Source organism: Streptomyces sp. NPDC060031, assembly GCF_042736805.1.
In the GTDB taxonomy this organism is placed as follows: Bacteria; Actinomycetota; Actinomycetes; order Streptomycetales; family Streptomycetaceae; genus Streptomyces.
In genome coordinates this window covers 14771-37531 of record NZ_JBHWVM010000079.1, presented here as the reverse complement: position 1 = coordinate 37531, position 22761 = coordinate 14771, and the positions used below count along the sequence as shown (strand labels likewise).

Sequence of the window (22761 nt, the reverse complement as noted above, 5' to 3'; positions counted from 1 at the left end):
CGCCCCGGCGGGCCCCGCCGGGCCCGGCTTCGCCGCGGCTCCGGCCGGCGGCGACCCGGGCTACGGCCCCGGCCCCGCCGGACCCGGCTTCGACACGCCCCCCCAGGGGTTCGCGGCCCCCGCCGCACCCGGCTTCGCCGCGCCCGCGCCCGCACCGGCGTCCCGGCCCGTCGGCGGACCCGGGGTCGGCGCCACCCAGGGCTTCCCCGCGTACGGGACCGGCCCGGCCGGCGGCGCCCCGGCGGGCCCCACCGGCGGTCCCGCGCTCGGCACCGTCCCCGTCGAGGAGCAGCAGCCGCCCCGCTGGCCCGGCCCGGATCTGGACACCCCGGTGCGCCACGCGCCGCCGGCTCCGACGCCGGTCCCGGGCCCCGGCCCGGCGGCAGCCGCCCCGGCCCCGGCCAGGGCTGCCGCCACCGCCAAGCCCGCCAAGAAGGGCCGCAACAAGCTCGTCCTGCTCGGCGGCGCGGCCATCGCCCTGGTCGGCGTGGCCTACGGCGCCGGACTGCTCCTGAACCACTCCGACGTCCCCAAGGGCACCACCGTCCTCGGCGTCGACATCAGCGGCAGCCGCGACGAGGCCGTCTCCAAGCTCCAGACGGCCTTCGGCAACCGCGCCGCGGCCCCCCTCCAGCTCAGCGTCGGCGGCAAGCAGGTCGAGCTGAAGCCCGAGAAGGCCGGCCTGACCCTGGACAGCCAGACCACCGTCCGCAACGCGGCGGGCAGCGACTACAACCCCGTCACGGTCATCGGGTCCCTCTTCGGCAGCGAGCGCGCCGCCGAGCCCGTCATGCCCACCGACGAGGAGAAGCTGCAGGTGGCCCTCCAGGAGCTGGCCGGGGCCGCCGGTTCCGCCACCGAGGGCACCATCACCTTCGACACCGGCAAGGCCGTCGCCGTCCCCGGCAAGCCCGGCTCCACGCTCGACGCGGACGGTTCCGTGGAACTGGTCATCAAGGCCTTCCGCGACATGGTCGCCACCGGCAAGGCCGACCCGGTCGAACTCCCGGTCACCACCAAGCAGCCGGTCGTGGACCAGGCCGAACTCGACCGGGCCATGAAGGACTTCGCCGAGCCCGCGATGTCGGCGACCGCCACCGTAAAGGCGGGCTCCAAGGCCCTCCCCTTCGGCGCCAAGTCCCTGCCGAAGATCCTCAGCATGCAGCTCGTGGACGGCCACCTCGTCGAGAAGTACGACCTCGAGGCGCTCAAGGCGACGTACGGGAACACCTTCGACGGCGTGCTGATCATGCGCGGCAACGGCCAGAAGACGGCCGTCACCCCGCAGGACGTCGTGGGCGCCCTCGGCAAGGCCCTGCGCGGCAAGACGCCCGCGGAGCGCATCGCCACCATCGACACGAACCCGAACTGACGGCCGCGACGGCAGGTCAACGCGGTTCAGAGCCGGTCCGAGCCGGCCAGAGCCCCTTCCCGGATCCCCGGGGAGGGGCTCCGTCACGTCCCCCGCATGACATCTGTCATCCGCCCTTCACGACGGGCGACACTGCCGCGCGCACCCCCGTGCGGGCGAATCTTGAGCCATGACGACGACGACCGCGAAGTACTCCACGGCCGCCACGGAAACCGGCTCCGGATCCGGCACCGTGGTGAGCTTCCGCAACGTGACCAAGAGCTACGGCTCGGTCCGGGCGGTCGACGGACTCTCCCTCGAACTCCACCCGGGCGAGACCGTCGCACTCCTCGGCCCGAACGGCGCCGGCAAGTCCTCCACCCTCGACCTGCTGCTCGGCCTGCGCCCCGCCGACTCCGGCTCCGTCAGCCTCTTCGGCACGACCCCCCGCGAGGCCATCGCGGCCGGCCGGGTCGGCGCCATGCTGCAGACCGGCGGCCTGATGGAGGAGGTGACCGTCCGGGAGCTCGTGACGCTCACCTGCGCCCTGCACCCCCGCCCGCACCCCGTCGACCAGGTGCTCGGCCTCGCCGGTGTCGCCGACATCGCCGACCGCATGGTCAACAAGCTCTCCGGCGGCCAGGAACAGCGCGTGCGCTTCGCGCTCGCCACCGCCGGGCGGAGCGACCTCATCGTGCTCGACGAGCCGACCACCGGCATGGACGTGACCTCCCGCCAGGCCTTCTGGGCCACGATGCGCGAGCAGGCCGCCGAAGGCCGCACCGTCCTCTTCGCCACGCACTACCTGGAAGAGGCCGACGCGATCGCCGACCGGGTCATCGTGCTGCAGAAGGGCCGCGTCCTCGCCGACGGCACCGCGGCCGAGATCAAGGCGAAGGCCGGCGCCCGCCGGATCGCCTTCGACCTCGCCGCGGGCTCCGTCGACGAGGCCGCGCTGCGCGCACTGCCGCACCTGACGGGCTACGAGCGGCACGGCGAGACCGTACGACTCCAGTCAGCCGACGCCGACGCGACGGTCCACGCCGTCTACGCCCTGGGGCTCTACCCCCGCAACCTGGAGGTCGCGGGCCTGGGCCTGGAGCAGGCCTTCATCGCCCTCACCGAGGCCGAGGAGGCCGACGCATCATGAACACCGGAACCGCTCTGCTCATCAAGCTCGAGATCACCCGGGCCCTGCGCAACAAGAAGTACCTCTTCTTCACCGTCCTCTACCCGGCCGCCCTCTTCCTGATGCTCGGCGGCACCCTGGACGGCACGACGAAGGTCATGGGCACGGATCTGACGATGCCCGCGTTCTACATGGTGGCGATGGCCTCCTTCGGCGCCCTGACGGCCGTCCTGATGGGCAACAGCGAGCGCATCGCCAAGGAGCGGGAGAAGGGCTGGGTCCGCCAGCTCCGGCTCACCGCCCTGCCCGGCCGCGGGTACGTCCTCGCGAAGACCGCGAGCGCCGGCGTGCTCTCCCTGCCGTCGATCCTCGTCGTCTTCGCGGTCGCCGCGGTCGTGAAGGGCGTACGGTTCGACGCCTGGCAGTGGCTCGCCCTGACCGGCTCCATCTGGGCCGGCAGCCTCGTCTTCGCCGCCCTCGGCGTGGCCATCGGATACATGGCGACCGGCGACAACGTCCGCCCGATCACCATGCTCTTCTACTTCGGACTCTCGATCCTCGGCGGCCTGTGGATGCCCACGGCGAACTTCCCGCAGTGGCTGCGCACCATCTGCGAATGGCTCCCGACCCACGCCTACGCCGGGCTCGGCCAGGCCATCGAGCTCGGTGGTGCGCCGCACGCCAAGGACGTGGCCATCCTCGCCGTGTACTTCGTACTGTTCACTGGTGCCGCCGCCTGGCTGTACCGCAAGGACTCGCTGAAGGCGTGACGGTTGTGCGTGGGGCGACGAAGACGGTGATCGGGGTCCGGCCACGAGACCGCCGGCACAAGATCGTGCAGTCACTGTGGATCGGCCTGTGGCTGTTCTACCTCAGCGCCCCCGTCACCGACCTGATCCGCGGCGGACACAGCCTCGGGGCCCGGCTGCTCGGCGGCCTGGGCCTCGCGGCCTTCGTCGCCTGGTACCTGCTCCTCGTCTACCGCACCGCCCGGCAGATGCCCGTCGGCCGGGTCCTGCTCTCGGTGGCGGTGCTCTCCGCCCAGGCCACGATCCTCTCGCTGTCGCTGGGACGCGAATGGCTCGTGCTCTTCGTCTACGTGTCCATCTCCTCCGGCGCCGCGCTGCCCGGGGAGATCTCCCGCTGGACGGTCCCCGGCGCGACCGCGCTGCTGGCGGTGACCGCCTTCGCGGTGCCGGGCGGCGACGCGTACCTCACCGGCCTGCTGATCCCGGCCCTGATGGGCGGCTTCGCGATGGTCGGCATCCGCGCGATGATCCGGACCACCGTGGAACTGCGCGAGGCGCGCGCCACGGTGGCGCAGCTCGCCGCGAACGAGGAGCGGCTGCGGATGGCCCGGGACCTGCACGACCTGCTGGGGCACTCGCTGTCGCTGATCACGCTCAAGAGCGAGCTGGCGGGGCGGATGCTGCCCTCCCAGCCCGAGGCGGCGGCCCGGCAGGTCGCGGACATCGAGCGGGTGAGCCGGCAGGCGCTGGTCGACGTACGGGAGGCCGTGAGCGGCTACCGACGGCCGACCCTGCCCGGTGAACTGGCGGGCGCGCGGACCGCGTTGACCGCGGCCGGAGTGGTGGCGGACCTGCCGTCCGACCTCACGGCGGAGATGGCGGAGGAGCAGGAGTCGGCCCTGGCCTGGTCGCTGCGGGAGGCGGTGACGAACGTGGTGCGCCACAGCGGCGCCACACGCTGCACGGTCACGCTGGAGACCCGCCAGACCCTGGCGGGGCCGGTCGTGGAACTGGCCGTCGCCGACGACGGCGCGGGCGGTCCGGCCACCGCCGGGAACGGTCTGACGGGCCTGACGGAACGCCTGGAGGCGGTGGGCGGGACCCTGTCGGCCGGCCCGGCGGGCAAGACCGGCTTCCGGCTGCGGGCGTGCGTCCCCCTAGGATCGGGATCATGACCCCACGACCCATCAGGATCCTCCTGGCCGAGGACCAGTCCATGGTCCGGGAGGCCCTGGCGGCGCTGCTCGGGCTGGAGCCGGACATCGAGGTGCTGGCCCAGGTCGCGCGCGGCGACGAGGTGGTGGCGGCCGCGCGGGCGCACGACGTGAACGTGGCGCTGCTCGACATCGAGATGCCGGGCATGACGGGCATCGAGGCGGCCGCGGCGCTCCGCGAGGCCGTTCCCTCGCTCCGGATCGTGATCCTGACGACCTTCGGGCGCCCCGGGTACCTGCGCGGCGCGATGGAGGCGGGGGCCTCGGCCTTCCTGGTCAAGGACGCGCCGGCCGCGCAGTTGGCGGAGGCGGTACGCAAGGTCCTGGCGGGGGAGCGCGTCATCGACCCCACGCTCGCCGCGGCGGCCCTCGCGGAGGGCGCGAACCCGCTGACCGACCGGGAGCGGGAGGTCCTGCGGGCGGCCGAATTCGGCGCGACCAATGCCGAGCTGGCGGCCCGCCTGCACCTGTCCCAGGGCACGGTCCGCAACTACCTCTCGACGGCGATCCAGAAGCTCGCGTCCCGCAACCGCGCCGAAGCCGTCCGCACGGCCCGCGAAAAGGGCTGGCTCTAGCCGCGCTGCGGGGCTGAGATCGCAGGCGGCACCAGCCAGAATCCAGCCCCGCCGGCGATCGAGGCGCGGGGTCCGGGGCGGAGCCCCGGGGTCAGTTCAGGAGGGCTCGGGCTGCCGCCGCCTCGGTGTGGAGGCGGGCGGCCGCGCCGGTGTCGACTGCGGCCACGACCTCGGCGTACGCGTCGAGTTCGGCCGCGCCCTCGACGAACGCCCCGCGCTCCACCAGCAGCCGGGCCCGCTCGTACCGCAGCGACGCCGGATGCGACGGCAGCAGCAGCGACAGGTCCAGCGCCCACAGCGCCACCGCCGACTGTTCCGGCCGGTCCGAGGCCCACGCGCGGATGTTGTTCAGGATCCGCAGCACGATGTCCAGCGTCCGGGCCGCCGTACGCGGTCCCTGCGCCAGCTCCGCGGGCCCCGTGCCCAGCGACACGCCGCCCGCGAAGGGGTCCACCACCACCCCGTCCTGCGGATCCCCGAAGCCCACCACGAAGTGCCCCGGCAGGGCCAGCCCGTACACCGGCGCGCCCGCCCGCCGGGCCACCTCCAGCCAGACCACCGACAGCAGGATCGGCAGCCCCCGCCGACGCCGCAGCACCTCGTGCAGCAGCGAGGACGACAGCCGGTCGTAGTCCCCCGGCGTGCCGTGGAAGCCGAGCCGTCCGCCCAGCAGTTCCGTCACCGCCGAGGCCCAGGCCTTCGCGCCGCGCAGCCCGTACGGCAGCATCCCCGCCAGCCGGTCCAGCTCGATCTGCGCCCAGTCCGTGCCCCGTTCGTCGAGGTCCGGGTCCGCCTCCGCGGCGAGCAGCAGGCACAGCGCCGACAGGTCCGGCCGCTCGGCCCGCGCCTCCTGCGCGAACTGCTCGCGCGTCAGGGAGCTCACCGCGCCGCCGGGCGGTAGTGGTGGTAGGCGTGGTGCGTCGCGAAGCCCATCCCGTCGTACAGCGCCAGTGCCCCCGCGTTGTCCGTCTCGACCTGGAGCCACGCCGCCGACGCGCCCTCCTCCAGCGCCCGCCCCGCCAGCGCCGCCATCACCGCCGTCGCCAGGCCGCCCCGCCGGTGCGCGGGGTCCACCGTGACCGCGGCGAAGCCGGCCCAGCGCCCGTCCACCACGCACCGCCCGACGGCCCGGCCCCCGGCCAGGTTCGCGAACCACACGGACGGGCCCTCCACCAGCATCCGCCGGGCCACCCCGGGGTCCTCGACCCGCCCGTAGCGGCCGAGCCAGTCCGCGTCCGGGGCGCGGGTGAGGCGTACCTCGCGGGCGGCGGCGCAGTCCACGTCCGCCACCGGCGCGAGGCCCGCCACCCGGACCTCGGCCGACACCTCGGCCGCCCAGCCCCGGGCCTCCAGCTCCGCGCACAGCAGCTCCTGCGTGCCCGCGGCACCCGTCGCGGCCTGCACGTATGCCGGAAGTCCCCGTTCCGCGTACCAGGAGGTCACTCGCTCGAGTGCTTCGTCCAGCGGTATCCCCGGGTCACCGAGCGGCAGCACGGAGTTGGCACGGCGGGTGAATCCCCGGGCCGCGCGCAGCGTCCAGTCGCCCAGGGACTCGCTCTCCAGCGGCTGCCAGGACCGTGCACAGATCCTCGAAAGCTCCTCGAAAGAGGCCGCGGGACCCCTCCGGCGGGCCGGCGCCGCAGGTACGATCTTGCCTGCGACCAGCGTCGATTCCGCGATGTGGACGGACTCGCCGGTCCTTCGTGTGATCGTCAGCACACCCTGGTTCCACGATGTGAGAACACCTACCGTGTCCCTGAACGCGGGGGACCCGCTCCGCTCGCTCTCCACCCGTCGTACAGAGACTCGTTTACCCACGTCAGCGGGGGTGATACGGATCTCCAGCAGCCCGCCGGCAGTGATTTCCACAGCTCTGTCCGCCCCTCCTGTTCGGATCGTGCCCGGGAACGGAGATACTAGGGGCGGGCATCGACGACGCCGCGCTCCCGCGCGATATGGAAAGCCCTACCGAGGAGGAACGAGAGCGTGACCTACGTCATCGCGGAGCCTTGTGTCGACGTCAAGGACAAGGCATGCATCGAAGAATGCCCCGTCGACTGCATCTACGAGGGCCAGCGGTCCTTGTACATCCACCCGGACGAGTGCGTCGACTGTGGTGCGTGTGAGCCGGTCTGCCCGGTCGAGGCCATCTTCTACGAGGACGACACCCCGGAGGAGTGGAAGGACTACTACAAGGCGAATGTCGAGTTCTTCGACGAGCTCGGTTCGCCCGGTGGTGCCTCCAAGCTCGGCCTGATCGAGCGCGACCACCCCTTCATCGCAGCGCTTCCCGCCGACATCAACCCCGCTGCTGAGCACTGAGGGTTCACGGCACGAGCGCCCCTCGGTCCCGTCCGGCCTTCCCGCCGCACGGGACCGAGGTGTTTTCCGAACCGCCACCCTGTTTTCGAACCGACACCCAGAGAGCAGAGATCTTCGTGGCCGCAGTATCCGCCCGTCTTCCCGTCTTCCCCTGGGACAAGCTGGAGCCGTACAAGGCGACGGCGGCGGCCCACGCGGACGGCATCGTCGACCTGTCGGTCGGGACCCCCGTGGACCCGGTGCCGCAGCTGATCCAGCGCGCCCTCGTCGAGGCCGCTGACTCCCCGGGCTACCCCACCGTGTGGGGCACGGCCGCCCTGCGCGACGCGATCACGGGCTGGGTGCGGGGCCGCCTCGGCGCGAGCGCCGTCGGGCACCGCAACGTCCTGCCGGTCGTCGGCTCCAAGGAGCTGGTGGCCTGGCTGCCGACCCAGCTGGGCCTGGGCGCCGGAGACGAGGTGGCCTACCCCCGGCTCGCGTACCCGACGTACGAGGTCGGCGCGCGGCTGTGCGGAGCGGAAGCGGTCGTCTACGACGATCCGACGGACCTCGACCCCGCCGGCGTGAAGCTGCTGTGGCTCAACTCCCCGTCCAACCCCACCGGGAAGGTCCTCGCCAAGGAGGAGCTGATCCGGATCGTGGCCTGGGCGCGCGAGCACGGGATCCTGATCTTCAGCGACGAGTGCTACCTGGAGCTGGGCTGGGAGGCCGAGCCCGTCTCCGTCCTGCACGACGACGTCTGCGGCGGCTCGTACGAGGGCATCGTCGCCGTCCACTCCCTGTCCAAGCGGTCCAACCTGGCCGGATACCGGGCGGCGTTCATCGCCGGTGACGCGGACGTGCTCGGCGAGCTGCTGGCGATCCGCAAGCACGGCGGCATGATGACCCCGGCGCCGGTCCAGGCGGCCACGGTGGCGGCGCTCGGCGACGATGCGCACGTCGAGGAGCAGCGGGTGCGCTACGCGGCCCGCCGCGCGGCGCTGCGTACGGCGCTGGAGGCGCACGGCTTCCGCGTCGAGCACAGCGAGGCCAGCCTCTACCTGTGGGTGACCCGGGACGAGCCCTGCTGGGAGACGGTCGCCCACCTGGCCGAGCTGGGCATCCTGGTGGCGCCGGGTGATTTCTACGGCGAGGCGGGCGCGAGCTTCGTCCGTGTCGCCTTCACGGCCACGGACGAGCGCGTCGAGGCGGCGGTCAAGCGCCTGTCGGTCTGAGACGGCCCGAGGGGGCCGGGAGTTCGTGCTCCCGGCCCCCTCGGTGTTCGTGGCGCTGCTCAGCCGCCCAGCGGCAGGCTGCCCACGGGCAGCGTGCTCACCGGCAGGCTGCCGACCGGCAGTGCCTGCGCGCTCTTGAGCGCCGACCCGGCCGGCAGTCCGCCGAGCAGCTGCTCGGCGGGGCCGGCGGCCTTGGTGGCGGCGCCCGTGGCGTCCGAGGCGGTCTCCGTGGCCGTGTCGGTGGCCGTGTCCGTTGCGGTGGTCGCGGCACCCGGGGCGTCCGGGCTGGTGAGCGCGCCCAGCTGCGGCAGCTGCGGCACGGACTCCAGGCCCGCGGCGCTGGCCGCGCCGGCCGCACCGACCACGGGAGCTGCCCCGGCTGCGAGCAGCAGCGCGGTACGGGCGATCCGGCGGGTCAGGGGGAGGGACATGATGCTCCTAAGCGGTAGCGGCTGAGTACGCCGTGTACAACCGCTCGAGGGGCGGGTGGAGTTGCGGAGCCGACGGGTAAAGGATCTGTAACGCATCGTTTAATCGGCTTCCGCGACAAGCGCATTGGATGCGCGCCGACCTGCGCTTGTGTCCTCCCCGGGGCCCCGCGGCCCGCCGTCAGGGTCACCCCCGCACGGGGGACGGCCCGTACGCCTGAGCGGGCCGCTGTCGGGTGCGCGTGCGCGGATCAGCGGTTCACGAAGATCCGCACCTCGGCCGGGGTCGCGTTGTGCGGATCCCCGTCACCTGACTTGCCCGGACCGCCCTTGAACTGCCACCGGCCCTGGTCCTCGCCACAGATCCAGCTCTTCCACGAGTACGAGACCCGGGCGATGCTCATCTCGCGCGCATGGGCCACCGCCCACTGGGCCATCGCCCGGCCGGCGCGCAGCCCGGCCTCGCCGGCGCCCTGCTTCTCCACCAGGAGGATCTCGGACTCCCTGATCTGCATGCCCTTGGCCCCGGTGTGGCTCTGCTCCGGAGTCATCTCCTGCAGCGCGTCCTTGCCGAAGATCCGGGTCAGTTCGGTCCGTACCTCCTGCGGATCGCCGGCCTGCGCGGGCGGGGGACCGCCGCAGGCGACCTCACCGCCGCCGCCGGCGAAGGCCCCCGTCAGCACGATCGCGTCCGGCTCGTGCTTCGCGTACGCCTGCGGGAAGCCGCTGCGCTGCACCTTCTGCGCGGCCACCGTCAGAGGGAGCCTCGAGTACCCCTTGATCTCGGCCAGATGGTCGTAGAAGATCCCGGCCGAATACACCGGGTCCATGATCTGCTCCGGCGTGCCCCAGCCCTGCGAGGGCCGCTGCTGGAACAGCCCGAGCGAGTCCCGGTCGCCGTGGTCGAGGTTGCGCAGCGAGGACTCCTGCATCGCGGTCGCCAGCGCGATGGTCACCGCCCGGTCCGGCAGGCCCTTGGCGACGCCCACGGCCGCTATCGTCGCCGCGTTGCCGGCCTGCTCGGGGGTCATCTCGTACGTCCCCAGGGTGCCCTCGTGGGACGGATCCGCGCCCTCCCGCACGGAGGCCGTGCAGTACGGCGCGCCGCCGCCGCCGTTCGATTCGCGCTGCACGATGAGATAGCCGGCCAGCGCGAGCAGGACGAGGAGACCCGCGGCCGTGCGCAGCGGCCGGCGGCGGCGGGGGCGGGGGCGCGGGATCTCGGACACGCGGCCCACCGTACTTGAGCCATGGGAGGCGTCCGTCGGCCGGACGTACGGCCCGGCCGTGCGGCCCGGCGCGTTAGGGTCAGGGCCATGTCCGAATCCGAGCTGGACCTCACCCAGGACGCCGCCGAGCTGACCGCCCGGCTCGTCGACATTCCGTCCGTGAGCGGCGACGAGAAGGTACTCGCCGACCTCGTGGAACACGCGCTGCGCGGCCTGCCGCACCTCACCGTGGACCGGTACGGCAACAACGTGGTTGCCCGCACGGACCTCGGTCGTGCCGAGCGGGTCGTCCTCGCCGGCCACCTGGACACCGTGCCCATCGCCGACAACGTACCGTCGCGCCTCGACGAGAACGACGTCCTGTGGGGCTGCGGCACCACCGACATGAAGTCCGGCGTCGCCGTACAGCTGCGCATCGCCGCGACCGTGCCGGAGCCGAACCGGGACCTCACCTTCGTCTTCTACGACCAGGAAGAGGTCGCCGCCGACCTCAACGGCCTCGGCAAGGTCGCCGAAGCCCACCCCGACTGGCTGACCGGCGATTTCGCGGTGCTGCTGGAACCGTCCAACGCCGAGGTCGAGGGCGGCTGCCAGGGGACCCTGCGCGTGCTGCTGCGCACGGCCGGCGAGCGCGCCCACTCCGCGCGCAGCTGGATGGGCTCCAACGCCATCCACGCGGCCGGCCCGATCCTGGCCAGGCTGGCGGCCTACGAGCCGCGCAGGCCCGTCATCGACGGCCTGGAGTACCACGAGGGCCTCAACGCGGTCCGCATCGAGGGCGGCGTCGCCAACAACGTCATCCCGGACGCCTGCACGGTGACGGTCAACTTCCGCTATGCCCCGGATCGCAGCGAGGCGGAGGCCGTGGCCCACGTGAAGGAGGTCTTCGCGGACTGCGACATCGCGGAGTTCGTGGTCGACGACTCCTCCGGCGGCGCCCTCCCCGGCCTCTCCCACCCGGCCGCCGCAGCCTTCATGGCGGCCGTCGGAGGCCGTGCGATGCCCAAGTTCGGCTGGACGGACGTCTCCCGCTTCAGCGCGCTGGGCGTCCCGGCGGTCAACTACGGCCCGGGTGACGCCCTGCTGGCCCACAAGGTCGACGAGCGGGTCGAGACGAAGGCGATCCTGCACTGCGAGGAACGACTCCGTGCCTGGCTGACCTCGTAAATTCCCCTTCTCGTCACCTTTGTGCGCCTAACCTGATCCAACGATCAGCAGGAGGGAGCACATCATGGGCAACCCCGAAGGTACCGCTCGTCGCAGGCCCAAGGAGCAGCAGCTCGGGCCGGTGCTGCGCAGGCGGAGCCAGGTCCAGGCGGGCAGCACGACGGACCAGCGGCTGCTGGATTCGGCCGGGCCCTCCGAGTGGGTGCACACCGATCCCTGGCGGGTCCTGCGCATCCAGTCGGAGTTCATCGAGGGCTTCGGCACGCTGGCGGAGCTGCCGCCGGCGATCAGCGTGTTCGGCTCGGCGCGGACCCCGGCGGGCACGCCGGAGTACGAGGCGGGCGTACGGATCGGGCACGCGCTGGTGGACGCCGGTTTCGCGGTGATCACCGGCGGCGGTCCGGGCGCGATGGAGGCGGCCAACAAGGGCGCGCGGGAGGCCAACGGCATCTCGGTGGGCCTGGGCATCGAGCTCCCCTTCGAGCAGGGGCTCAACCAGCACGTCGACCTCGGGCTGAACTTCCGGTACTTCTTCGTCCGCAAGACGATGTTCGTGAAGTACAGCCAGGGGTTCGTGGTGCTGCCGGGCGGTCTCGGCACGCTGGACGAGCTGTTCGAGGCGCTGACCCTGGTCCAGACCCGGAAGATCACCCGCTTCCCGATCGTGCTGTTCGGCACGGAGTACTGGAGCGGGCTGGTCGACTGGCTCAAGAACACGGTGATCGCGCAGGGCAAGGCGTCCGAGTTCGACCTGATGCTCTTCCACGTCACGGACGACGTGGAAGAGGCGGTGACGCTGGTCAGCAAGGAGGTCGGCGAGGGCACGAACGAACGCGCCGCCCTCGCCGCCACCGAAGAGGCCGCCCGGGAGAGCGGCGACTAGGCCCCGGCGGCCCCCCGGCGGGGCCCGCCCGGGACCGTCCGGTCAGGCCGGCCCCCGGCGGGCGACCGCCGTCGGGGCGGTGGCCTCAGGCCAGTCCGCGGCGGGCGACCGCCGGGGGCCGGTGGCCCTGGATCGACGCGACCATGTCGAGGACCTGCTTCGTCTCGGCGACCTCGTGGACGCGGTAGACCTGCGCGCCGAGCCAGGCCGAGACGGCCGTCGTGGCGAGGGTGCCCAGGAGGCGCTCCTTGACCGGCTTGTCGAGGGTCTCGCCGACGAAGTCCTTGTTGGACAGCGAGACCAGGACCGGCCAGCCCGTCTCCGCCATCTCACCGAGGCGCCGCGTGGCCTCCAGCGAGTGGCGGGTGTTCTTGCCGAAGTCGTGGCCCGGGTCGATCATGATCGCGTCGCGCCGGACGCCGAGCGCTGCCGCGCGCTCCGCCAGCCCGACCGTGACGCGCAGGATGTCCTCCATCACGTCCTCGTACCCGATCCGGTGCGGCCGGGTCCGCGGCTCCACACCGCCCGCGTGCGTGCAGACGATGCCCGCGCCGTGGCGGGCGGCGACCTCCGCCAGCCGGGGGTCCACCCCGCCCCACGCGTCGTTCAGCACGTCGGCCCCGGCCTCGCAGACCGCCTCGCCGACCTCGTGGCGCCAGGTGTCGACGCTGATCACCACGTCCGGGTGGCGGCGGCGCACCTCCGCGACGAAGCCGACCGTGCGCCGGACCTCCTCGGCCGCGTCCACGTGCTCGCCGGGGCCCGCCTTCACCCCGCCGATGTCGATGATCGCGGCGCCCTCGGCGACCGCGTGCTCGACCCGGTCCAGCGCGGGCGCGTCGCGGAAGGTCGCGCCCTGGTCGTAGAAGGAGTCAGGGGTCCGGTTCACGATGGCCATGATCACCGGCTCGTGGGTGTCGAACTCGCGCCTGCCCAGTCGCAGCATCCTGCTCTTTCCTCCTTCGGCGGCCCTTGCGCCTCGCCTGCGACCTTAACCTGGTGGCCGGAGTCTCTCAGGGGAGTTGATCGTGTTCTGGTTCTTGCTGATCGCGCTGGTCGTGGTCGTCGCCGCGGTCACCCTCGCGGTGGTCGGCGGCGGCTCGGAAGCCGTGCTCCCGGATTCCGAGCCGGACCGGGTGGCCGACGGGCTGCCGGAGAACCGCCCCGTCGTACGGGCGGACATCGACGCACTGCGGCTTCCGGTGGCCCCGCGCGGGTACCGGATGGCCGAGGTGGACGACGTGCTGGAGCGCCTCGCGGCGGAACTGGCGGAGCGCGACGCCCGGATCGCCGAGCTGTCGGCGAGCGCGGCCCGCGGCGTGGACCTCGGCAAGGCCGGGCAGTGACGGGCGGCGCGCTCGCGGGTGCGGACGGCGGGCTGCGGTGCCCCTGGGCGCTGTCCACGGAGGAGTACGTCGCCTACCACGACACGGAGTGGGGGCGTCCGGTCCACGGGGACGACGCCCTGTACGAGCGGCTGTGCCTGGAGGCGTTCCAGTCGGGGCTGTCGTGGCTGACGATCCTGCGGCGCCGGGAGGGCTTCCGCAAGGCCTTCGCCGGGTTCCGGATCGCGGAGGTCGCGGAGTTCGGCGGAGCCGACGTGGAGCGGCTGCTGGCGGACGAGGGCATCATCCGCAACCGCGCCAAGGTCGAGGCGACGCTGGCCAACGCGAAGGTCCTGGCGGGCTGGGAGCCGGGAGAGCTGGACACGCTCGTCTGGTCCCACGCCCCGAAGCCGGGCCGGGCCCCGAAGAGCACCGCCGAGATCCCGGCGGTGACCCCGGAGTCCACGGCCCTGGCCAAGGCACTGAAGAAGGCGGGCATCCGCTTCGTCGGCCCGACGACGGCCTACGCCCTGATGCAGGCCTGCGGGCTGGTCAACGACCACCTGGCCCGCTGCGTGTCCCGCAAGACTTCCTAGCGCCCCAGGTAGCGCGGGGGCTGCTTGGCGAGGAAGGCCTGGACGGCGATGGAGTGGTCCTCCGAGGCGCCCGCGCGGGCCTGGAGGGTGTCCTCGCGCTCCAGGGCCTCGCGCAGGGAGTGGGCGGCGCCGTACGCCAGGGACTCCTTCAGGGCCGCGTAGGCGACCGTGGGGCCCTCCGCGAGGCTGCGGGCCACCGCCTCGGCCTCCGCGCGCAGGGACTCCGAGGGGACCAGGCGGTTCACGATGCCGAGGTCGTACGCCTCCTGCGCCTTGACCGAGCGGGGGAAGAGCAGCAGGTCCGAGGCGCGCGAGGCGCCGATCAGGCGGGGCAGCGTCCAGGACACCCCGGAGTCGGCGGTCAGGGCGACGCCGGCGAAGGAGGTGTTGAAGGACGCGGTGTCCGCGACGACGCGGAAGTCCGCCGCCAGCGCGAAGCCGAAGCCGGCCCCGGCCGCGACGCCGTTCACGCCCGCCACCACCGGCTTCGGCATCTCGGTGAGCGCCCGGACGATCGGGTTGTAGTGCTCGGCGACCGTGCTCATGGTGAGCCGGGAGCCGCTCTCGCGGTCCGCCGCCAGGTTCCCGATGTGCTCCTTGAGGTCCTGGCCGACGCAGAAGGCCCGGTTGCCCGCCGCCGTCAGCAGGACGGCCCGTACGGCGGTGTCGCCGGCCGCCGCCCGGACCGCGTCGCGCAGGGCGACCTTGGCCTCGGTGTTCATGGCGTTCATGGCGTCGGGACGGTTGATCGTGATGATCGCGAGTCCGTCGGTCACTTCGTAGAGCACACTGTCGGCCATGGCAGGGGGTCCCCCTTCGTCGCGGGCTTGGCTACCGGCCGGTACCGGCCGGTGCAAGGGCCAGCATGGCGGACCGGACGGGGCCCGCACATGTGATGTGCGTCAAAGAAACCTGAAGCCCATCGCCAGTGACAGCGGCGAAGTATCGCAGGCCGGTCCCCGAAATGAGTGGTTTTGGTCGAGCGCGTTGCGCAAGCGTTCCCGGCCGATGTTGGTCATCGGGTCCTGACATGCGGGATAATGGCCAAGAAGCAATGTGTTCGATGCCGGGTACTAGGCGCCTGAATGGGGCCGTCGGCTGACGATGAACTGGTTTCAGGAAGGGGAACGAGCATGGCGGCCATGAAGCCGCGGACGGGCGACGGCCCGCTCGAGGTCACCAAGGAGGGGCGGGGCATCGTCATGCGCGTACCGCTCGAGGGCGGCGGTCGGCTCGTCGTCGAGCTGACTCCGGACGAGGCGGACGCCCTGGGTGACGCCCTGAAGAAGGTCGTCGGCTGATCGAGTCGGCGCCAACTGGAATCTCTGCACTGCCCCGGTCGCTCACCGCGCCCGGGGCAGTGTTGTTTCCCGCACCTGGTTCACGGGCTCACGGGCCGTAGGGGCCCACGGGCGAGGCCTGGGGGCCCGGGCCGCCCGGCGCGAGAGCGCTCAGCGCGAGACCGCTCAGCGCCGGACCGCGCACAGCAGGCCGTCGCCCACCGGGAGCAGCGCGGCCTCCAGGGCCGGGCTCTCGCGCACGCTGCGCAGCAGCTCGCGCACGCGCAGCACCTCCACCGGCTGGGCCGCGGAGTCGACCGTACGGCCGTCGGAGAAGACCCCCTCGAAGCACACCAGTCCGCCGGGGCGCAGCAGGCGCAACGATTCAGCGAGGTAGTCGAGGGACTCGGACGGGTCGCCGTCGCAGAAGACGAGGTCGTACCCGCCGTCGGCGAGCCGGGGGAGCACGTCGAGGGCGCGGCCCGGGATGAAGCGGGCACGGTTGCCCGCGAAGCCGGCGGCGCGGAAGGCCTGGCGGGCGAAGGCCTGCCGGTCGGGCTCGGGATCCACGGTGGTCAGGACCCCGTCGGCGCGCATGCCGTGCAGGAGGTGGATGCCGGACACCCCGGTCCCGGTGCCGATCTCCGCGACCGCCTTGGCGTCCGCGGTGGCGGCGAGCAGGCGCAGCGCGGCCCCGGTGCCCGGGGAGACCGAGCGCAGGCCCGCTTCCCTGGCCCGGTCGCGGGCCCACCGCAGAGCGTCGTCCTCGGCGACAAACGCGTCGGCGAACGCCCAGCTCGTCTGCCGGTTGCCGCTAATGACCCTCTCCTGTCCCCATAGTTGGCGCAACGGTGACTGTATCCGCTGGAGTCGGGAACCCGCAGATGGGACCGGGCGTTGAGAGCAGTAGAGAGGCGGTCGAGGCGGGATAGACGGGACGCTGCCGGGCAGATCGGTGGTCCTTGGCCGCTCCGGGACCTCGGACCCGTGCAAAGTTACTGCAAAAATGCTTATCCGGAGCTGACGGAGGGGGTGGCTATGGTAGGGACTCCGCTGGACACCACCAGAGCCGACAGGGGAGGTGCGGCTGCGCCTGTGGATCGTGGAGGCGTTCTCCGACGTCTCTTCTGGTCGGCGGGTGAGCCGAAATCCGTGACCTACATTGCTGACCGCTTCCACACCGCAGACACCGCAACCACCGCGACCTTTGCCGCCGATGCGGGCTCCCAGGCGTGGACCCCTCCCTCGTGGGAGGAGATCGTCAGCACGCACAGTGCCCGGGTCTACCGTCTCGCCTACCGGCTGACGGGTAACCAGCACGACGCCGAGGACCTGACGCAGGAAGTCTTCGTCCGCGTGTTCCGGTCGCTGTCCACCTACACGCCCGGGACGTTCGAGGGCTGGCTGCACCGGATCACCACGAACCTGTTCCTGGACATGGTCCGCCGCAAGCAGCGGATCCGCTTCGACGCGCTGGGCGACGACGCCGCGGAGCGGCTGCCGAGCCGTGAGCCGTCCCCCCAGCAGGTGCTGCACGACACCCACTTCGACGCGGACGTGCAGCAGGCTCTGGACACGCTCGCCCCCGAGTTCCGCGCGGCCGTGGTGCTGTGCGACATCGAGGGGCTGTCGTACGAGGAGATCGCCGCCACGCTCGGCGTGAAGCTCGGCACCGTGCGCAGCCGTATCCACCGAGGCCGCTCGCACCTGCGCAAGGCTCTCAAGCACCGCTCCCCCGAAGCCCGGGCGGAGCAGCGTGCGCTGGCGGGAGTGGCCGTGGGCGCCCCGGGCGCCGGGGGAGAGGGCGGAGCCGAGTGAGTGGAGTCAGTCCGTCCCCGTCGCCCGCCGAACAGCACTTGGGCGACCGCCTCGCCGCCCTGGTGGACGGGGAGCTGAGCCACGACGCGCGCGAGCGGGTGCTGGCCCACCTGGCCACGTGTCCCAAGTGCAAGGCCGAAGCCGATGCGCAGCGCCGCTTGAAGACCATGTTCGTGGAGAGCGCCCCGCCACCGGTGTCGGCGGGGCTGCTGGCGCGCCTCCAGGGGCTGCCCGGCGGCGGCCTCGACGGGCCCCCCGGCCCGCCGGCTCCGGGCGGCTCGCCCGGAGCGGATCCGTTCGCCTCCTTCCGGTACCCCGTGCCGCTCGCCGCCCCGCAGCGGCAGGGCTTCCCGATCCACGAGGTGGGCCGGCCGCGGCGCCGCTTCGCCTTCGTGGCGGCCGGGGCCGTGTCTCTGGCCGCGATCGCGCTCGGCGGCGCGGTGCCGCTGGACACCCTCGACCCGAACGGGCGGGGCGAAGCCCCCGCCTCGCGGCCCGGGCCCGCGGTGCCGCTGTCGGTGCCCGTGGCCGACGCCGTGGCCCGGGACCGGCTGCCGAGCCCCGGGGTCGTGCCGACCCTCGTACGCTCCGCGGACCCGCTCCCGCCGATGCAGCCGTCGCCCTCCGCGTCGGGCCGCCCGGTCTCCCTCCTGCGCTGACGTCCGCTGACGCCGCTGCCCCGTGCGGCCCGGACCCGAAGGCTCCGGGCGACGGCGGGGCGGGACCTGATTGAATCGGCGGCAGAAGCGGAACCACGCGGGGAGCGGCCATGTCCGACAGTCAGCAGCAGACCGATCCGGCTCCGGCTGCGTCCCCCCGATGGTGGAGCCGACCCGAGACCCCCGCCCCACACCCGGACCAGGCACCCGCCGAGCCCCAGGGCGGGGCGCAGGGCGCCCTGGTGCCCGCGCCGCGGGGTGACGGGCCGCGCTACGACCCCTGGGCGGACCGGCCGTTGCAGGTCGTGGACACCGGCAAGCCGCAGCGGGGCTTCCGGCTCTGGCAGGTCGTGGCACTCGCCCTCGGGACCGCCCTCCTCGCCGGCGGCATCGGCGGGTACGCCGGGGTCCTCGCGGAGCGGCAGGCCAACACCCGTCTGGAACTCCCGCAGGCCGCCGCCGTCGCCGACAAGGGCCGGGCCCCCGCGAGCGTGGCCGGGATCGCCGCCACCGCCCTGCCCGGCGTGGTGACCCTGCACGTCAACGGCGGGGAAAGCAGCGGCACCGGCACCGGGTTCGTGCTCGACCAGCAGGGCCACATCCTCACCAACAACCACGTCGTCTCCGACGCCAAGCAGATAACGGTCACCTTCAGCACCGGCGACAGCGTCAGCGCCGAGCTGGTCGGCCGGGACACCGGCTACGACCTGGCCGTGGTCAAGGTGAGCGGCGTACGGGGCCTGCAGCCCCTGAGCCTCGGCAACTCCGAGAACGTCAAGGTCGGCGACCCGGTCGTGGCCATCGGCGCCCCCTTCGACCTCTCCAACACCGTCACCGCCGGCATCATCAGCGCCACCGGCCGCCCCATCACCGCCGGCGGCGACAAGGGCGACGGCAGCGACATCAGCTACGTCGACGCCCTGCAGACGGACGCCCCCATCAACCCCGGCAACTCCGGCGGCCCGCTCCTGGACTCCTCCGCCCACGTGATCGGCATCAACAGTGCGATCCGCGGCGCCGACAAGGGCGGCGACAGCGGCGACGCGACCCGCCAGAGCGGCAGCATCGGCCTCGGCTTCGCCATCCCGGTCAACCAGGGCAAGCGCGTCGCCGAGGAGCTCATCCGCACCGGCCGCGCCACCCACCCCGTCATCGGCGTCACCCTCGACATGCGCTACGAGGGCGACGGGGCCCGCGTCGAGGAGAAGGGCGAGGGCGGCAAGCCGGCCGTCACCCCCGACGGTCCCGGCGCCAAGGCGGGCATCAAGGCGGGCGACGTGATCACCAAGGTCGACGGACAGCGGGTGCACGGCGGCGACGAGCTGATCATCAAGATCCGGGCCCACCGGCCGGGTGACCCGCTGCACCTGACCGTGCTCCGCGACGGCCGGGAGCGCACGATGGAACTGGTCCTCGGTTCGGCGAACGGATCATGACGAGCGGGTGAAAGCACCGCCGGGCCGGGATTGAGCCGGTACTGGTGTATTGGCCAGCGGACAACCCCGGGTACCGTGTGTCGGGCCTGACGTGAAGAGAGCCGAGGAGCGGCAAGGTGTTCAACGACATAGGCGCACTCGAGGTGGTCACGATCGTGGTGCTCGCCATTCTCATCTTCGGCCCGGACAAGCTGCCCAAGGTCATCCAGGACGTCACGGGCTTCATCCGGAAGGTCCGCGCGTTCTCGGACAGCGCCAAGCAGGACATCCGCTCCGAACTGGGCCCCGAGTTCAAGGACTTCGAGTTCGAGGACCTGAACCCCAAGAACTACCTCCGCAAGCAGCTGGCCGAGAACGAGGACCTCAAGGAGATCCGCGGCAGCTTCGATCTCCGCAAGGAACTGAACGACGTCACCGACGCCGTCAACAGCCGGGAGACCGGCCCCGCACCGGCCGCCGCCTCGTCCGGCCCGTCCGCCACGCCCATCGGCACCGGCCCGGACCTGCTCAAGAAGCCCGCCGCTCCCGCCCCTGACCAGCGCACTCCCTTCGACGCCGACGCCACCTGAGTTCCAGCCTGCCCGGCGATCCGGGGTGGGATGGCTATCCTCCATCTGTCCGGACGCAGGACGCCCGAGGGAGGGGGTCCCCCCAGCGAAGCGAGGGGGAGGGCCGCTCCGGACCCCACGGAACGAGAGGCCGCCCAGATGGAGACGACGAGCAGTAGCCGGGTGAGGGCGCAGACCGCCGAAGCCCCCGCAGCCGCCGCCGAACCCCCGCAGACAGCACCGGCAACACCGCAGCCCCAGGAGGCCGCCGCGCCCGTCCCGGCGGCCCGCCGGGCGGTCGAGGGATACCTGCTGGCAGATTTCCCCTGGTACGGGCTGGACGGGGCCTTCACCGGCCCCCGCTGGCTCATGCAGGTCGGTACCGGCGCCGACGGCGCCGTGGAGCACGGCTCCACCGGCCACGGCGACGAGCCGTCGGCACGCGGTGAGATCGCCACCGGCGAGAAGGAGCGCTTCGCCGTGGTCGTCACGGTGGCGAGCAACCCGCTGCGCCGCAGCAGCGACGGCACGGGCGTCCTGGAGGCCACCTCGGTCTCCTCGGCCGCCTGGCTGGCCGGCTCGGGGCTGTTGGCCTACAGCTGGCCCGGCCAGATGGACCACTCCCTGCGCGACGACTGGCTCGACCAGCAGACCGAGGCCGCCTGGGAGCTCGCCGACGCGCTCGACGGCGAGGACTGGTCGACGCTGTCGCTGCCGGTGGACGGGGAGCCGACGCCCTTCCACTACCGCGAGTCCGAGTTCGGCTGGGTCCTCGCCGGATCCACCCGGGGCGGAGTCCACCTGGGTGCGTACGGCCGGGGCATGAGCGCGTACGGGCTCGGCTTCTCGGTCATCGGGGACCTGGCCGCGTACGAGTAGCCGCGCGGGACGCGCGAAGGGCCCCGCCGTCCGGCGGGGCCCTTCGCGCGACGCTCAGAACTTGTTGCGCGGGGTGATGCCCAGGGACATGCCGGCCAGGCCGCGTGCGCGGCCGCCCAGCTTGCCCGCGATGGCGCGCAGAGCGGCGCCCGCCGGGGAGTCGGGGTCGGTCAGGACGACGGGCTTGCCGTCGTCGCCGCCCTCCCGCAGCCGGACGTCGATCGGGATCGAGCCCAGCACCGGCACCGTCGCGCCGACCGTCTTGGTCAGGCCGTCGGCGACCTTCTGGCCACCGCCCGAGCCGAACACGTCCACCATCTCGTCGCAGTGCGGGCAGGGCAGCCCGGACATGTTCTCGACCACGCCGACGATCTTCTGGTGCGTCTGCACGGCGATCGAGCCGGCCCGCTCCGCGACCTCGGCAGCGGCCTGCTGCGGGGTGGTCACGACCAGGATCTCGGCATTGGGCACGAGCTGGGCCACGGAGATCGCGATGTCGCCCGTGCCCGGCGGGAGGTCCAGCAGCAGCACGTCCAGGTCGCCCCAGAAGACGTCGGCGAGGAACTGCTGGAGCGCGCGGTGCAGCATCGGACCGCGCCACACCACCGGCGCGTTGCCCGGGGTGAACATGCCGATGGAGATGACCTTCACGCCGTGCGAGGAAGGCGGCATGATCATGTTCTCGACCTGCGTCGGGCGGCCCTCGACGCCCAGCATGCGCGGCACGCTGTGGCCGTAGATGTCCGCGTCCACCACGCCGACCTTGAGGCCGTCGGCGGCCATCGCCGCCGCGAGGTTGACGGTGACGGAGGACTTGCCGACACCGCCCTTGCCGGACGCGACCGCGTAGACGCGGGTCAGCGAGCCCGGCTTGGCGAAGGGGACCTCGCGCTCGGCGGTGCCGCCGCGCAGGTTCGTCGCCAGCTCCTTGCGCTGCTCGTCGCTCATCACGTCCAGCGTGACGGAGACCGAGGTGACGCCGGCGACGCGCTCGACGGCCTCGGTGACGTTCCGGGTGATGGTCTCGCGCATGGGGCAGCCCGACACCGTCAGGTAGACGGTCACGGAGACCGCGCCGCCGTCGCCGATCTCGACCGATTTGACCATGCCGAGCTCTGTGATCGGCCGGTGGATCTCGGGGTCGTTCACCGTCGCCAGCGCGTCCAGGATCGCGTCCTGCTCGGGCACGGCGGCGGCGGCGTCGGCGTCGGCGGAGCTTGTGTCGGTAGCCATGCCCCGATGGTACGGCTCGGTGGCGTGCCTCAGGAAAGAGTGCTAGCGGTCGCCTTCGTCACTCTCGAGCGGGAATAGACGCCGCTCGTCCATCTCCTTCATCAGGTCCTGGAACTCCGACCTGATCCAGTCGCGGGTCGCCACCTCGCCCAGGCCCATCCGCAGGGCCGCGATCTCCCGCGTCAGGTACTCGGTGTCCGCGAGCGAGCGCTCGTTCTGCTTGCGGTCCTGCTCCAGGTTGACCCGGTCGCGGTCGTCCTGCCGGTTCTGCGCGAGCAGGATCAGCGGAGCGGCGTACGAGGCCTGGAGCGACAGCATCAGCGTCAGGAAGATGAAGGGGTACTGGTCGAAGCGCAGCTCCTCCGGAGCGAAGATGTTCCACAGCACCCACAGGATGATGACGAAGGTCATCCAGACGATGAAGCGGCCCGTGCCGAGGAACCGCGCCACCCGCTCCGAGAGCCGCCCGAACGCCTCCGGGTCGTACTCGGGCAGCAGCCGCCGGCGCGCCGGACGCGGCAGGTCGAGGCGGACCCGCGAGCGCGTCAGTGCGCTCGACCCGGTCGACAGGCCGGCCTTCGCCCGCTCGCCGCGCTCGAAGGAGGAACGTTCCGCCCGCTCCGCGGCCGCCTCCGCCAGCCCGTACTCGCGCGCCTGTGCCCGCGCCTGCTCGCGCCGCTCCCGGATCTGCTCCCGGCGCCGCTCGCGCGACTGGTCGCCGCGCCC

24 protein-coding genes and 2 pseudogenes are annotated in these 22761 nt (G+C 72.7%); 17 read left to right on the top strand and 9 right to left on the bottom strand.

All coding sequences use genetic code 11. From position 1 onward, the window contains the following. From ACFWB8_RS28390 to ACFWB8_RS28370, 5 genes and pseudogenes are all read left to right on the top strand, one after another. Positions 1-1372, top strand: a pseudogene (locus tag ACFWB8_RS28390) (hypothetical protein); the annotation flags it as partial. A 169-nt stretch (positions 1373-1541) separates the two neighbouring features. Further along, a complete protein-coding gene (locus ACFWB8_RS28385) occupies positions 1542-2501 on the top strand; it encodes an ABC transporter ATP-binding protein (RefSeq protein ID WP_385233064.1) in 960 nt (319 codons plus the stop codon). Further along, positions 2498-3250 carry an ABC transporter permease gene (locus ACFWB8_RS28380; protein WP_385233061.1) on the top strand — a complete coding sequence of 251 codons (753 nt, stop codon included), beginning with the start codon at positions 2498-2500 and terminating at the stop codon, positions 3248-3250. Before ACFWB8_RS28385 ends, ACFWB8_RS28380 begins: the two co-directional genes overlap by 4 nt. Further along, the gene (locus ACFWB8_RS28375) at positions 3247-4404 is read left to right on the top strand and encodes a sensor histidine kinase (protein WP_385233058.1); all 1158 of its coding nucleotides are present in this window, start codon (positions 3247-3249) and stop codon (positions 4402-4404) included. The genes ACFWB8_RS28380 and ACFWB8_RS28375 overlap by 4 nt, the downstream gene beginning before the upstream one ends. After that, entirely contained in the window at positions 4401-5018 is a 618-nt protein-coding gene (locus ACFWB8_RS28370; protein ID WP_385233055.1) for a response regulator, read from the top strand. The genes ACFWB8_RS28375 and ACFWB8_RS28370 overlap by 4 nt, the downstream gene beginning before the upstream one ends. 91 nt (positions 5019-5109) lie before the next feature. On the opposite strand, the gene ACFWB8_RS28365 is transcribed toward ACFWB8_RS28370, so the two are convergent. After that, entirely contained in the window at positions 5110-5901 is a 792-nt protein-coding gene (locus ACFWB8_RS28365) for a transglutaminase-like domain-containing protein (protein WP_385233052.1), read from the bottom strand. Next, complete coding sequence (locus tag ACFWB8_RS28360) at positions 5898-6887, bottom strand: GNAT family N-acetyltransferase (protein WP_385233049.1); 990 nt, start codon at positions 6885-6887, stop codon at positions 5898-5900. The genes ACFWB8_RS28365 and ACFWB8_RS28360 overlap by 4 nt, the downstream gene beginning before the upstream one ends. 117 nt (positions 6888-7004) lie before the next feature. Between ACFWB8_RS28360 and fdxA the strand changes: the two genes are divergently transcribed. Beyond that, a complete protein-coding gene (gene fdxA, locus ACFWB8_RS28355) occupies positions 7005-7340 on the top strand; it encodes a ferredoxin (protein WP_365918743.1) in 336 nt (111 codons plus the stop codon). 116 nt (positions 7341-7456) lie between these two features. Further along, positions 7457-8554, top strand: coding sequence for a succinyldiaminopimelate transaminase (gene dapC, locus ACFWB8_RS28350; protein ID WP_385233046.1), 1098 nt, complete (start codon positions 7457-7459; stop codon positions 8552-8554). Positions 8555-8613: 59 nt separating this feature from the next. Here the strand turns inward: dapC and ACFWB8_RS28345 are convergent, their stop codons facing one another. Beyond that, complete coding sequence (locus tag ACFWB8_RS28345) at positions 8614-8985, bottom strand: ATP-binding protein (protein WP_385233043.1); 372 nt, start codon at positions 8983-8985, stop codon at positions 8614-8616. 248 nt (positions 8986-9233) lie between these two features. Then, complete coding sequence (locus tag ACFWB8_RS28340) at positions 9234-10211, bottom strand: hypothetical protein (protein ID WP_385233040.1); 978 nt, start codon at positions 10209-10211, stop codon at positions 9234-9236. Between the two features lie 87 nt (positions 10212-10298). On the opposite strand from ACFWB8_RS28340, the gene dapE reads away from it, so the two are divergent. Together dapE and ACFWB8_RS28330 are read left to right on the top strand one after the other, a co-directional pair. Continuing rightward, positions 10299-11378 (top strand): succinyl-diaminopimelate desuccinylase, encoded by a 1080-nt coding sequence (dapE, locus tag ACFWB8_RS28335; protein WP_385233037.1) that lies wholly within the window; start codon positions 10299-10301, stop codon positions 11376-11378. A 64-nt stretch (positions 11379-11442) separates the two neighbouring features. After that, positions 11443-12195, top strand: a pseudogene (locus ACFWB8_RS28330) (TIGR00730 family Rossman fold protein); the annotation flags it as partial. Between the two features lie 151 nt (positions 12196-12346). On the opposite strand, the gene folP reads toward ACFWB8_RS28330, so the two are convergent. Then, positions 12347-13207 (bottom strand): dihydropteroate synthase, encoded by an 861-nt coding sequence (gene folP / locus ACFWB8_RS28325; protein WP_385233034.1) that lies wholly within the window; start codon positions 13205-13207, stop codon positions 12347-12349. A 76-nt stretch (positions 13208-13283) separates the two neighbouring features. Here folP and ACFWB8_RS28320 point away from each other — a divergent pair, with 76 nt between their 5' ends. Next, the gene (locus tag ACFWB8_RS28320; protein ID WP_385233031.1) at positions 13284-13607 is read left to right on the top strand and encodes a DivIVA domain-containing protein; all 324 of its coding nucleotides are present in this window, start codon (positions 13284-13286) and stop codon (positions 13605-13607) included. Beyond that, a complete protein-coding gene (locus tag ACFWB8_RS28315; RefSeq protein ID WP_385233028.1) occupies positions 13604-14182 on the top strand; it encodes a DNA-3-methyladenine glycosylase I in 579 nt (192 codons plus the stop codon). Before ACFWB8_RS28320 ends, ACFWB8_RS28315 begins: the two co-directional genes overlap by 4 nt. Here ACFWB8_RS28315 and ACFWB8_RS28310 read toward each other — a convergent pair. Then, positions 14179-14982, bottom strand: coding sequence for an enoyl-CoA hydratase/isomerase family protein (locus ACFWB8_RS28310; RefSeq protein WP_385233025.1), 804 nt, complete (start codon positions 14980-14982; stop codon positions 14179-14181). The genes ACFWB8_RS28315 and ACFWB8_RS28310 overlap by 4 nt on opposite strands. A 333-nt stretch (positions 14983-15315) precedes the next feature. Here ACFWB8_RS28310 and ACFWB8_RS28305 point away from each other — a divergent pair, with 333 nt between their 5' ends. Then, positions 15316-15483: a DUF3117 domain-containing protein gene (locus tag ACFWB8_RS28305; RefSeq protein WP_003966491.1), complete on the top strand. Its 168-nt coding sequence runs from the start codon at positions 15316-15318 to the stop codon at positions 15481-15483. Between the two features lie 165 nt (positions 15484-15648). Here ACFWB8_RS28305 and ACFWB8_RS28300 read toward each other — a convergent pair whose 3' ends face one another. Continuing rightward, on the bottom strand, positions 15649-16311 hold the full coding sequence (locus ACFWB8_RS28300) for an O-methyltransferase (RefSeq protein WP_385233022.1): 663 nt from the start codon (positions 16309-16311) through the stop codon (positions 15649-15651). Positions 16312-16500: 189 nt separating this feature from the next. On the opposite strand from ACFWB8_RS28300, the gene sigE reads away from it, so the two are divergent. The 5 genes from sigE (at position 16501) to ACFWB8_RS28275 (ending at position 20802) form a co-directional block, all read left to right on the top strand. Further along, entirely contained in the window at positions 16501-17280 is a 780-nt protein-coding gene (gene sigE / locus ACFWB8_RS28295; RefSeq protein WP_382647078.1) for an RNA polymerase sigma factor SigE, read from the top strand. Further along, positions 17277-17939 (top strand): zf-HC2 domain-containing protein, encoded by a 663-nt coding sequence (locus tag ACFWB8_RS28290; RefSeq protein ID WP_385233019.1) that lies wholly within the window; start codon positions 17277-17279, stop codon positions 17937-17939. The genes sigE and ACFWB8_RS28290 overlap by 4 nt, the downstream gene beginning before the upstream one ends. Positions 17940-18049: 110 nt before the next feature. Further along, on the top strand, positions 18050-19375 hold the full coding sequence (locus tag ACFWB8_RS28285; RefSeq protein WP_385233016.1) for a S1C family serine protease: 1326 nt from the start codon (positions 18050-18052) through the stop codon (positions 19373-19375). A 116-nt stretch (positions 19376-19491) separates the two neighbouring features. After that, positions 19492-19944 (top strand): sec-independent translocase, encoded by a 453-nt coding sequence (locus tag ACFWB8_RS28280; protein WP_385233014.1) that lies wholly within the window; start codon positions 19492-19494, stop codon positions 19942-19944. Positions 19945-20082: 138 nt separating this feature from the next. Beyond that, positions 20083-20802, top strand: coding sequence for a hypothetical protein (locus ACFWB8_RS28275; protein ID WP_385233011.1), 720 nt, complete (start codon positions 20083-20085; stop codon positions 20800-20802). A gap of 54 nt (positions 20803-20856) precedes the next feature. Here ACFWB8_RS28275 and ACFWB8_RS28270 read toward each other — a convergent pair whose 3' ends face one another. Together ACFWB8_RS28270 and ACFWB8_RS28265 are read right to left on the bottom strand one after the other, a co-directional pair. Next, the gene (locus tag ACFWB8_RS28270) at positions 20857-21972 is read right to left on the bottom strand and encodes an Mrp/NBP35 family ATP-binding protein (RefSeq protein ID WP_385233073.1); all 1116 of its coding nucleotides are present in this window, start codon (positions 21970-21972) and stop codon (positions 20857-20859) included. 105 nt (positions 21973-22077) lie between these two features. Then, on the bottom strand, positions 22078-22674 hold the full coding sequence (locus ACFWB8_RS28265) for a DUF1003 domain-containing protein (RefSeq protein ID WP_385233070.1): 597 nt from the start codon (positions 22672-22674) through the stop codon (positions 22078-22080). Positions 22675-22761: the final 87 nt, after the last annotated feature.

Coding starts and splice junctions, on each gene's coding strand:
- ACFWB8_RS28385 (WP_385233064.1), top strand. CDS start 1,542: ATGACGACGACGACCGCGAAGTACTCCACGGCCGCCACGGAAACCGGC.
- ACFWB8_RS28380 (WP_385233061.1), top strand. CDS start 2,498: ATGAACACCGGAACCGCTCTGCTCATCAAGCTCGAGATCACCCGGGCC.
- ACFWB8_RS28370 (WP_385233055.1), top strand. CDS start 4,401: ATGACCCCACGACCCATCAGGATCCTCCTGGCCGAGGACCAGTCCATG.
- ACFWB8_RS28345 (WP_385233043.1), bottom strand. CDS start 8,985: ATGTCCCTCCCCCTGACCCGCCGGATCGCCCGTACCGCGCTGCTGCTC.
- dapE (WP_385233037.1), top strand. CDS start 10,299: ATGTCCGAATCCGAGCTGGACCTCACCCAGGACGCCGCCGAGCTGACC.
- folP (WP_385233034.1), bottom strand. CDS start 13,207: ATGCTGCGACTGGGCAGGCGCGAGTTCGACACCCACGAGCCGGTGATC.
- ACFWB8_RS28310 (WP_385233025.1), bottom strand. CDS start 14,982: ATGGCCGACAGTGTGCTCTACGAAGTGACCGACGGACTCGCGATCATC.
- ACFWB8_RS28305 (WP_003966491.1), top strand. CDS start 15,316: ATGGCGGCCATGAAGCCGCGGACGGGCGACGGCCCGCTCGAGGTCACC.
- sigE (WP_382647078.1), top strand. CDS start 16,501: ATGGTAGGGACTCCGCTGGACACCACCAGAGCCGACAGGGGAGGTGCG.
- ACFWB8_RS28285 (WP_385233016.1), top strand. CDS start 18,050: ATGTCCGACAGTCAGCAGCAGACCGATCCGGCTCCGGCTGCGTCCCCC.
- ACFWB8_RS28275 (WP_385233011.1), top strand. CDS start 20,083: ATGGAGACGACGAGCAGTAGCCGGGTGAGGGCGCAGACCGCCGAAGCC.